This is a genomic window from Caulobacter sp. GW821-FHT09A05, assembly GCF_059418465.1.
Map to the genome: position 1 here is coordinate 191,066 of NZ_JBWKPX010000008.1, position 10,267 is coordinate 201,332.

At 68.7% G+C, this 10,267-nt stretch carries 7 protein-coding genes; 3 read left to right on the plus strand and 4 right to left on the minus strand.

What is annotated here, in order from left to right; translation table 11 throughout:
* Positions 1-81: 81 nt before the first annotated feature.
* The gene (locus tag AC07NX_RS10525; RefSeq protein WP_494641598.1) at positions 82-840 is read left to right on the plus strand and encodes a hypothetical protein; all 759 of its coding nucleotides are present in this window, start codon (positions 82-84) and stop codon (positions 838-840) included.
* Between the two features lie 16 nt (positions 841-856).
* Here the strand turns inward: AC07NX_RS10525 and AC07NX_RS10530 are convergent, their stop codons facing one another.
* From AC07NX_RS10530 to pbpC, 3 genes are all read right to left on the minus strand, one after another.
* Positions 857-2,071, minus strand: coding sequence for an acyltransferase family protein (locus AC07NX_RS10530; protein ID WP_494641600.1), 1,215 nt, complete (start codon positions 2,069-2,071; stop codon positions 857-859).
* A 250-nt stretch (positions 2,072-2,321) separates the two neighbouring features.
* On the minus strand, positions 2,322-5,165 hold the full coding sequence (locus AC07NX_RS10535) for a TonB-dependent receptor plug domain-containing protein (RefSeq protein WP_494641602.1): 2,844 nt from the start codon (positions 5,163-5,165) through the stop codon (positions 2,322-2,324).
* A gap of 640 nt (positions 5,166-5,805) precedes the next feature.
* Positions 5,806-7,971 carry a multimodular transpeptidase-transglycosylase PbpC gene (gene pbpC / locus AC07NX_RS10540; RefSeq protein ID WP_494641605.1) on the minus strand — a complete coding sequence of 722 codons (2,166 nt, stop codon included), beginning with the start codon at positions 7,969-7,971 and terminating at the stop codon, positions 5,806-5,808.
* A 67-nt stretch (positions 7,972-8,038) separates the two neighbouring features.
* Here pbpC and AC07NX_RS10545 point away from each other — a divergent pair, with 67 nt between their 5' ends.
* Entirely contained in the window at positions 8,039-8,524 is a 486-nt protein-coding gene (locus AC07NX_RS10545; RefSeq protein WP_494641607.1) for a YcgN family cysteine cluster protein, read from the plus strand.
* A gap of 17 nt (positions 8,525-8,541) precedes the next feature.
* On the opposite strand, the gene AC07NX_RS10550 is transcribed toward AC07NX_RS10545, so the two are convergent.
* Positions 8,542-8,769 carry a DUF4287 domain-containing protein gene (locus tag AC07NX_RS10550; protein ID WP_494641609.1) on the minus strand — a complete coding sequence of 76 codons (228 nt, stop codon included), beginning with the start codon at positions 8,767-8,769 and terminating at the stop codon, positions 8,542-8,544.
* Between the two features lie 188 nt (positions 8,770-8,957).
* On the opposite strand from AC07NX_RS10550, the gene AC07NX_RS10555 reads away from it, so the two are divergent.
* On the plus strand, positions 8,958-9,515 hold the full coding sequence (locus tag AC07NX_RS10555; protein ID WP_494641611.1) for a sugar O-acetyltransferase: 558 nt from the start codon (positions 8,958-8,960) through the stop codon (positions 9,513-9,515).
* Positions 9,516-10,267: the final 752 nt, after the last annotated feature.

Here is a 10,267-nt window from a genome sequence, read left to right on the forward strand (position 1 = left end):
CCCCCCAACCTCCCACGCTTCGCGCGGGCCCCTCCCTTTCCCCTACGGGAGAGGGTTCCGCATGGCCAAGCTCGTGCTACCTTGGCGCGCATGACGGACGACGCAGAACCGATCGCCAAGCCTTTCCGGCTTCATCTGGCCGCCACCGTGGTCGTGGCCGGCTTACTCTGGCTGGCCGACGGGCGACTGTGGCCTTCGATCGCGGCTTCTGCGCGCGACGCCTTCTGGCTGATCATGGTGCTGCAACTGGCGTTTGGCTCCTGGCTCGCCAAGTCCAGGCCGGGGCGGATCCTGGCCGTCTTTCTGTATGGCGCGTTCTTCTGGCTCGCCGCCGAAACGATCTGTAGTCGGGCCGCCGAGGGCGGCGAGGAGCGCTCGATCTTGCTGATCGGCGGAGCGTTCGTGTTGGCGGTGATCGCCGCCAACGTGGCGTGGGACCGCCTGCCGTCCGCCTGGCGCGCCCGCATGGCCGCTTCGCCGATCGTGCGCGGGGCCGGGGTCTGCCTGGTCTTCGCGCTGACCGGCGTCCTTTTGTGGGGTTTGGTCGGCGTGGTCGCAGAGGGGATCGGCTTGTGGGCGCGCGTCAGCCTGACGGCCCTGCTCCTGGCCACGGGCGGCGGCTTGTTCCTGGCTCTCTGGCGGCTGGAAGGCTGGGGCCGCGCCTTCGCCTGCTGGGCGGTCGCCAGCTTGGCCTGGTTCCTCCTCATGACCAGCCTAGGCTCTAGCGGCTCGCCGGCCGAGATCGGCGTCGGCGGCTGGCTGCTTGTGGCCGTCCCACCCCTGATTGCCGGGGTGGTGATGCTGGCCAATTTCCGGATCAGCAAGCGCTACCGCGTTTAAGCCGGGTCTGGCCGGTTCAGGCCGCCAGCCTGACAGGCTCCTCGGCTTCGACCTTCCGCGCCATCACCCTATCCCGCAGCCTCAGGAACGGCCGCTCGACCAACAGGTGCAGCACGATCGCCGCCGCGAACACCGGCAGCAGGTACAGCGCCAGGCCCGTCCAGCCACGCAGGATCTCGCCTCCCAGCCAGTCGTGCATGGCGTGGTAGACCGGCTTGTGGACGAGATAGAGGCTGTAGGCCAGGGCCGCCAGCGCGGCCAGGCCGCGCGGGCGCTGGCCGGCCAGCCAGGGTTCGATGTCCAGCAGGGCCGACAGCATCAGGGCGCAGCCCAGGGCGTACAGCGGATAGACCACGGTCGCTCCCGTCAGCGTCAGGATCAGGCCGTTGTCGCCGATCAGCCAGATCGCCACGACCCAGATCGCCACGGCCGCCGGCGCGGCCAGCCAGGCCGGGCAGAGCCTGGCCCACAGGGCGGGGCGGAAGGTGCGCAGGGCCGCCAGCGCCACGCCCATCAGCAGGCCGTCCAGCCGGCACCAGGTGGGATAGTAGACGACCCTCTGGTAGAGGCCGTCCGGCGGGTCGGCGATCGTCGACAGGTCGCGCCACAGCCAGTACCGCAGGCCCATGCCGCCCAGGACCAGGGCCACCGCCAGGACGACGCCGGGCCACGGCCCCGCCCCGCGCAGGGCTCCCGTGCGGAAGATCGGCAGGCGCAGGGCCAGGACCAGCAGCGGCAGGGTCAGGTAGAACCACTCCTCGACGCACAGCGACCAGGCCGAGCTGAAATTGCCGGTCCGGGTGTAGTCCAGGCCCAGGTTCATGGTGAAGGTCAGGAACCGCCACAGCGGCTGGATGCCCTCGCCGTCGGTGAAGCCCGGCAGCAGGTTATAGAGCGCCAGGATCACCAGGTAGGCCGGCAGGATGCGAAAGGCGCGGCTGGCCCAGAAGCGCCGCAGGTCGGGGGTCTCGCCGCGGGCGATCGGCCGCATCAGCTGGCCGCCGATCAGGTAGCCGCTGAGCACGAAGAACACGTCGACCCCCAGCCAGCCATAGGGCTTGATCAGGATCAGCCACTCGGCGGCGGCGGCCTTGGGCAGGTGCTGCAGCAGCACCAGCAGGATGGCGCAGGCCCGCAGGAAATCGGGACCCACGGCGCGCGGCGCGGCGTCGGGCGGCGAGGGCCCGAACGCGGCCTTCAGGCCTGCAACGGCGCGGGTGGTGAACGTCACGGCGGGCCCCGAGGTGATCGAGGCGGCAGGCTAGACCGGGCCTAGTTAAAGGGCGGTAAGGGGGCAAGGCGCGGCCGGAAGCCGGGGACGCACACTCACGGCAAGGTCTCGACTTGTTCGCAGGGATCTGGATGTGAGTGCGTGTCCCCAACTCAATCTCCGCCCCAGCCCATGAAAAAAGGGGCCGCACTGGCGGGCGGCCCCTTCCATCTCATCGGGATCGGAACTGGGTGATCCCGTACGCGAGATCCTAGTACTTCATCTTCACGCCGATCCGGAAGAACCGGCCGATGGCGCCGGCTTGCGAGAAGGTCGGGTTGTAGTTCACCGCGGCGTAGTTGGCCGGGTTGAACTGCGGACCCGCGTCCGTCGCGTTGAGGACGGCCGCCTGGATCTGGACCTTTTCGTTGATGTCGTACGAACCGGTCAGGTCCAGGTCGATGAAGCGCTTGCTGTGGCAGAACTTGGTGTCGATGTCGTCGCCGCCGTCATAGAGGCAGGCCGGACCGGAGTCGGCGTCGATCGAGCGCTGACCGCTGACATAGTTCACCGCGCCGGTCAGGCGCCACGGACCTTGAGCGAAGCTGTTGGTCCACACGGCGCGATACTTCGGCGTGCCGGCGCCCGACGACAGGGCGTAGGGGCTCTGCTTGCCGACGTAGTTGCTGGTGACGCCGTCGATCGTGAAGTCGTAGTTGAAGATCACGGTCGCATCGAGTTCGCTCGTCCAGCGGATGCCGCCGAACGGCAGGTCGAAGTCGGTCCGGACGTTCCAGTCCAGTCCGCTGGTGACCAGCGAGTTGGCGTTGACGTAGGGCGAGCCGACCGACAGCACGCGGGGCAGGGCGTTGGGGAACGCCGGGTCCGGGGCGTCGGCCACGATGGTGTAGCCGGCCGGGATCGGCTGGCCGGCGTAGTAGGCCGCCAGGGCCGGGCCCGAGGTCAGGGCCGAGATCACGTCGGTCTTCTTGATGTGGTAGTAGTCGAGCGACGTGCTGAAGTGGCGGTTGGGGGCCCAGACGCCGCCCAGCGTGTAGCTTTCCGACTTCTCCGGCTTGATGTCCGGATTGGCCGTGGTGTTCAGCTGGAACGCATAGGTCTGGGTGTAGGCGTTGCCGCCGTTCGGGAACGAGCCCGGGTGCTGGGCGATGAAGCTGGCCGGCAGGGCCTGCGAGTTGGTGAAGCCGATCGAGGCCGAGTCGCCGCTTTCCGAGAAGCTCGGGGCGCGGAAGCCCTTGGAGTAGGTGGCCCGCAGGGCGACCTGCCGGATCGGGGTCCACTTGGCCGCGAACTTCGGCGAGAAGTTGCCGCCCACGTCCGAATAGTGGTCGTAGCGACCCGAGACGTTGAACTCGAGGTTCTCGAGCACCGGCAGGCCGATTTCGCCGAAGGCCGAGGCCACGGTGCGGTTGCCGCGGGTCTGGGCCGAGCCCAGGCCCTGGGTGTCGCCGAACGGGTTGATGTTCGGGTCGTCGGTGGCCTCGTAGCGGAACTGGCCGCCCAGGGCGACGCCGACCGGACCGCCCGGCAGCATCCACAGTTCGCGGGTGGCGTTGAAGTCGATCGAGTCCATGTCCGTCGTCGACGTCTTGCGCGTGGTCGGCGCCAGCTTGTCGCGGATGGCCTGGGTGTTGGCCGACGGGTTGGCGAAGTTGTAGGTGCCGTTGGTGACGGCGTCGATCAGGGCGGTGTAGCTGATGAAGCCCCGCTGGACGGTGTCCAGCGACGAGTGGGCGACGACCAGGGTGCTGGAGTAGTCCCAGCCGAACGCGTCGCCCTTCACGCCGCCGGCGAAGCGGAAGACGTCGTTGGTGTAGCTATTGGAGCTGGGGATGTCGCCGAACGCGTAGTTGATGATCGCCGAGCCGGTCTGGCCGGTATAGGTCGGATCCGCGCCCGAGAACGGGTTGGCCGGGTTGAGCTGGCCGCTGGGCAGGAACTGCGGCAGGGCGATGCCGACGGTGTTGTGCGGCGAGCCGGTGACGATCTGGGCCGGGCCGTTGGTGACGCTGACCTTGTTCTGGAAGAAGCTGCCGCTGACATACGCCTGGAAGTGGTCGTTCGGCTTGATCGTGAAGCGGGTGTAGCCGCCGATGCGCGTCTGCTTGGGCTGGACGTCGCCGATGTCGGCGATGTTGCCGGCGCAATAGTTGTTGCCGTCCGCGTCCGTGGTCAGCGGCGCGGCGGTCGTGCAGGCGCGCAGCGGGTTGCTGACGGCGCCCGGCAGGGCGACGGCCTTGTGGGTAACCGGATCGATGGCGCCGCCGACGATGCCGCGGCCGATGGTGTCGCCCGCGCGGAAGCCCGGCTGCGGGTTGTTGTTCAGCCCGCCGATCGAGGACAGGTCGTTGGTGTTGTACGGGAAGCCGCGCTGGTCGATGCGGATCCGGTCGTCCCGCTGGTATTCGAAGTCGGCATAGGCGTTGTACTTGTCGGCGTCGAGGTCGCCATGGCCGACCTCGGCGTTGAAGCGGTACTGCGTACCGCCGCCGTGCTGGCTCCCGCCGTACGAGGCGTCGGCGCTGGCGCCCTGGAAGTTCGACTTCATGATCACGTTGACCACGCCGCCGATCGCGTCGGCGCCGTACAGCGATGAGGCGCCGTCCTTCAGGGTTTCGACCCGCTCGACCGCGTTGAACGGAATGGTGTTCAGGTCGACGAAGCCCTTCTGGCCGTCGTCGGCCAGCGGGTAGTTGGCGGTGCGCTGGCCGTCGATCAGCACCAGGGTCGAGTTGACCGACAGGCCGCGCAGGGCGACGCCCGACGAACCGGCCGCGAAGCCGGCGCCGAAGGCGGTCGGGATGCTGCCGCTGTTGTCGGCCGCCAGGGTGCGGATGGCGTCGGAGACCGAGGTGATGCCGCGGGCCTGCAGCTGCTCGTTGGTCTGGATGGTGACCGGCGACGGCGTCTCGGTGTCGGTGCGGCGCAGCAGCGAGCCGGTGACGACCACGGCTTCGACCTCGTTGTCGGCGGGCGCGGCCTGGGCGGCGGGGGCCGGCGCGGTCTGGGCGTTCGCGGCGAAGCCGGCGAAGGCGGCGACCCCCGCCATCATCGTCGTCGCGAGCAGGCGCCCGCGGGTGATCTGCAATGTCATGTCGGTCCCTCCGGGCGCTCGGAGCCTGGCCGTGTCGGCTGCTCGTTCCGTCGCCCTGTCAGCTTCAGGTTTCCCGGAGGACGTCGTCCCCGGTTGCCGCTGGGATAGGAGCCGCCAAAGACAGGCGTCAATCGCCGACGCCGACATGTAATGAATATGTCTAGGACCTGTCACATCCAAGCAACGGCCGATACCGGAATGCGGCGAGAATAGGTCTTTTGGGTGTCAGCGGCGCAATGTGCTGTAGAGAAAACACAGATCTTCGAGCTTGACTATAAGTATCGCGGTTTTTTGAGCTGATGATCTGAAACTAAATTCTTACATATCGGTAATTATTGTAACATTGCTCATCGAAGGTCGATATCCAGAGATTGATTATCGATGTGCGTCGCCGCAAAAAGGGGCTGGTTTCACGGGCTCTCGCACGCCTTGGAGATCGTTGCCGGAGCGCAGGGATCCAACGGGGATGGCGCGGGGACGGGCGGCTTTCCTGGGATCGCCGTCGTGGCGGCGCGACGGAATTTTGACGCCCCTCGGACCCGGGGGGCCGATACAGATCGATGGCGCGACTGTGTCCTTCAGGTCTCGGACAGCCTCCGCGAGGCTTCCGGGATGACAGCCGTAGGGGGCCGATCCGCTCCTAGTAGGGCAGCTGTTCCGGCGAGGACTCCGATCCGGACGCCGGGATCTCGGGCGCGGTGGTCGGTTCCAGCGCCGAGGCCGAGCGGGCGAACTCGGCGGCCAGGGTCTCGTAGAAGCCGTTGCGGGGATCGGGCGTCGACAGGGGCGCCGGGTCGGCCAGCAGCCAGGGGAAGTCGCGCACCGCCAGGCCCTCGTGGGCCGCCAGCATGTAGCGCCGCCAGATGCTGGCTGGCATGTCGCCCCCGACCACCTTGTTCATCGGCCGGTCGTCGTCGTTGCCGACCCAGACCCCGGTCACGTAGTCGGGCGTGAAGCCCACGAACCAGGCGTCGCGCCAGTTCTGGCTGGTGCCCGTCTTGCCCGCCGCCGGCCAGCCGAACGCCGCCCGCCGGGCCGTGCCGACCTCGACCACCTTCTTCATCATCTTGACCATCATGCTGGCCTTGCTGACGTCGTAGACGCTGGGCGGAACGGGCGGCGTCGTGTGGGCGAAGATCGGCTGGCCGTCCTGGGTGGCGATGCTGTCGATCACGTAGGGCTCGAGGCGGACGCCGCCCTGCTGGAACACCTGGAAGCCCGAGGTCAGCTGCAGCAGGTTCACCTCGTAGGCCCCCAGGGCCACCGACAGGTCGGGGTTGGACGGCAGGCTGGTGATCCCGAACCGCCGGGCCAGGTCGCCGATCGCCGGGCCGCCGGCCTCCTGGGCCAGCTTGACGGCGATGGTGTTGATCGAATTGACCAGGGCGTCCTGCACGGTCATCGGGCCGCGATAGCCGCCGCCGTAGTTCTCCGGCTTCCAGGCGCCGAACCGCACCGGGCCGTCGACGCGGATGTCGCTGGGCAGCACGCCCTTCTCCAGGGCCGCGGCGTAGACGAACGGCTTGAAGGTCGAGCCCGGCTGGCGGCGGGCCTGGACGGCGCGGTTGAACGGGCTCTCGACATAGTCGGTCCCGCCCACCATGGCCCGCACGGCCCCGTCGGCCGACAGCGACAGCAGGGCCGCCTGGCCGGCCCCGGCGCTGTCGCCGCCGACCTGGATGGCCTGGCGCACGGTCTCGGCGCCCACGTGCTGCAGGCGCGGGTCGATGGTCAGGCGGACCACCAGGTCCGGGGCGTTCTGGCCGGCGATGCGCACGGCCTCGGCGGTGGCGTAGTCCAGCACCCAGCCGTAGTCGCCCTCGTCGGTCACGGCCCGGGGCGAGAGCCTGGGCGTGTCCTCCAGGGCCCGGCGCTCCTGCTCGACGGTGATCCAGCCTTCCTTGCGCATGTTGGCCAGCACCAGGCGCGAGCGGGCCAGGGCGGCGCCCATGTCGCGGGTCAGGGCCAGGCGCGAGGGGGCCTTGGGCAGGCCGGCCAGCAGGGCGGCCTCCGACAGGGTCAGCTGGCTGGCCGACTTGCCGAAATAGGTGCGGCTGGCGCCGTCCACCCCGAAGGTGTTGGCCCCGAAGAACACCCGGTTCAGATAGAGTTCCAGCACCTCGTCCTTGGTCAGGATCCGTTCCAGCCGGTAGGCCATCAGCATTTCCTGCAGCTTGCGCCTGACCGTGCGGTCGGGCGTCAGGAACAGGCCCTTGGCCAGTTGCTGGGAGAGGGTCGAGCCGCCCTGCACGGTGCGGCCGGCCCGATGGTTGACCCAGGCGGCGCGGACGATGCCGTAGGGGTCGATGGCCCCATGCTGGTAGAACCGCTTGTCCTCGGCGGCCAGGAAGGCCAGCGGCACATAGTTGGGCACGCCGGCCAGGCCGATGCGCTGGCCATAGCGCGGGCCGCGGGTGGCGATCACCTGGCCGTTGCGGTCCTCGAACCGGATGCCCGGCGCGCGGTTGACCGCGAACAGCGCCTCGCGCGAGGGCAGGGGCGGGGTGTCGCGCAGATAGGTCCACCAGACATAGCCGGCCCCGGCCCCCGCGCTCAGCAGCCCCAGCACCAGGACCACCAGCAGCGGGATCCAGATCCACCGCGCCCTGCGCGCCCTGGCCTGGGCCCTGGCGTGCTTCAAATCCGCGCGGAAGGGCTCCTCCGGCGGCGGCCCGGGCGGCGGTCCGCGAGGCGGCCCAGGCGGGGGCGGCGGCGGCGGCGCGCCCCCGGATTCCGGCGGCCGCTGGGCCTTCGGGCGCGTCGGTTCGTCGTCGAAGCGATAGGGCGGCAGCGTCCAGTCGTTCAAGTCGGCCCCATGGTCCCGTTTGGTCTCCCCGTTTGGTTTCGGGGCGAATTGGGTTTAGGACGCCGCGATGATGGCGCGCAAACCTTTCTGGGAGACGAAGTCCCTAAACCAGATGACGGTCCCCGAGTGGGAGAGTCTCTGCGACGGCTGCGGCCTCTGCTGCCTGGTCCGCTTCGAGGACGAGGACACCGGCGAGATCATCCCCACCCGGGTGCATTGCCAGCTGTTCGACGAGCACCGCTGCGCCTGCAAGGACTATCCCAACCGCCGCAAGACCGTGCCCGACTGCATCAAGCTGACGCCGCACAACATCGAGACCCTGGAATGGATGCCGCCGTCCTGCGCCTATCGCCGGCTGCACGAGGGCAAGACCCTGCCCGACTGGCATCCGCTGGTCACCGGCGATCCGGACAGCACCCACAAGGCCGGGATCTCGGTCCGCGACCAGACGGTGTCGGAGCTGTGCTTCGAGGATCCCGAGGACGCCCTGGACTTCGTGGCCGCCGACCTGATGATCGACAAGGGCGACCAGGCCTACGATCCGGAGGACTGAGGCGCCGTCTCGGCCGCTCAGTCGCCCGGCTTCCGCTTGCCCGACAGCAGGGCGTAGATCGCCATGGCGTGGCCGTGGCCCAGGCCCAGCGCGCCCTTGCCCCAGGCCACGACCTGGCCGGCCTTGACGTCCGGCTTGAGCCGGCCGCCGTCGGACAGTCCGGCCGCGTCGGCCGCGGCCTTCACCGCCTGGGCGTCGAGGCCGGTCTTGGCCTGGATGGTGTCGAGATAGGCTTGGAAGGACATGGGAAGGCTCGATCTTTCGGTGGCTGTTGACCCGAGGACGGCCCGCGACGGTCCAGGCCGACAGCGGGCGGCGGTTTTTTCGCCGTGGCCGCCGGCGCGCTCGCGACGCCTGCACCCTGGCCCCTGCGTGGCGGTAAGCGCCGAATCCCGGCACGCCTGTCCTCCCCCGCGCCCGAAGGAAGCCCCGCATGGCCCATGACGATCGCTCCCGGTTCATCGCCAGGCGGACGCCGGATTCCGCGGCCATGGTCGCCAACGTCCGGCGGGCCATGGCGCTCACCGCCGCGCTCAACCGCCTGACCTATGACGACGCCGACCAGGTCCGCGTCCTGTTCGGCGAGCTGACCGGCCGGCCGGTCGACGCCGACTTCGCGCTGATCCCGCCATTCTACACCGAGAGCGGGGTCGACATCCGGGTCGGGCGCAAGGTCTTCGTCAACCAGAACTGCACCTTCTACGACCTGGGCGGGATCGACATCGGCGACGAGGTGATGATCGGGCCGAACGTCAGCCTGATCACCTCGGGCCACCCTCTCGAACCGTCCCGGCGGCGCGACGGCGTCGTCGTCCGGCCCATCGTGATCGAGCGCAACGTCTGGATCGCGACCGGGGCGACGATCCTCGGCGGCGTCACCGTCGGCGAGAACTCGGTCGTCGCGGCCGGCGCGGTGGTCACCCGCGACGTCCCGGCCGACACCCTGGTCGCCGGTAACCCGGCCCGGGTGGTGCGGTCGATCGCGGAGTGAGGGGAGGCGGGCCCGGCTACTCTACTTTCCTCCGTGGTCCCGAGCCTTGCGCCTATCGGAACCGACAAGAGCTGGCGGCGGCGGTCTGAACGACCGCTTGCCGGCAGGATGCTGATGACGAATTTCGAGCCGTTGCGGACCTTCGCGCGCCAACGCATGCTGCGAATATGATTGAGCACGTTTCGAGCCTGATGCAGGCAGACGCCTTGAGTACCAAAGCAGCTGTCGTGGCTCAGGTGCCTATTGGCACGCCGATAGCGCAAGCGGAACAGACCATGCGTCGCGGTGGGTTCAAGTGCTCGCATGCGGTTCACGAGAGCTATGCGGACTATGCGAACAGCGACGGAAAGCAAGTCGTTAGAGGGCCAACGAATTTCCTCTATTGTGATTCAGGTGGTCGCCGAACCCGTAGCTGGTTCGTATCCAAACGATGGCAGGTGTCGCTGGAAGATGTGGGGGGACGGGTCGCCTACGTTGGCGTTGGCGTAGGCCTCACGGGCCCGTAGATTGGGCTTCGGTCTGATTTCCACCCATCGCAGACTCTCAAAACATCCGCTTGGCGCAAGCCCGCATCCGCCCCGGATGGGGCCGCGCCTTAAAGCCTTGGTGGATCGGAGCTCTGGCGTCTGGCCGTGTCAAGGACCGCCTCCGGCGGCCGCGCCGCGGCGACGCGGCGCGTCGTCCTCGTATGATGGACGAACGATCGACTGATGAGGTTTGATCGCGGCGGCTGGAAGCTCGCCGTCCGTCCG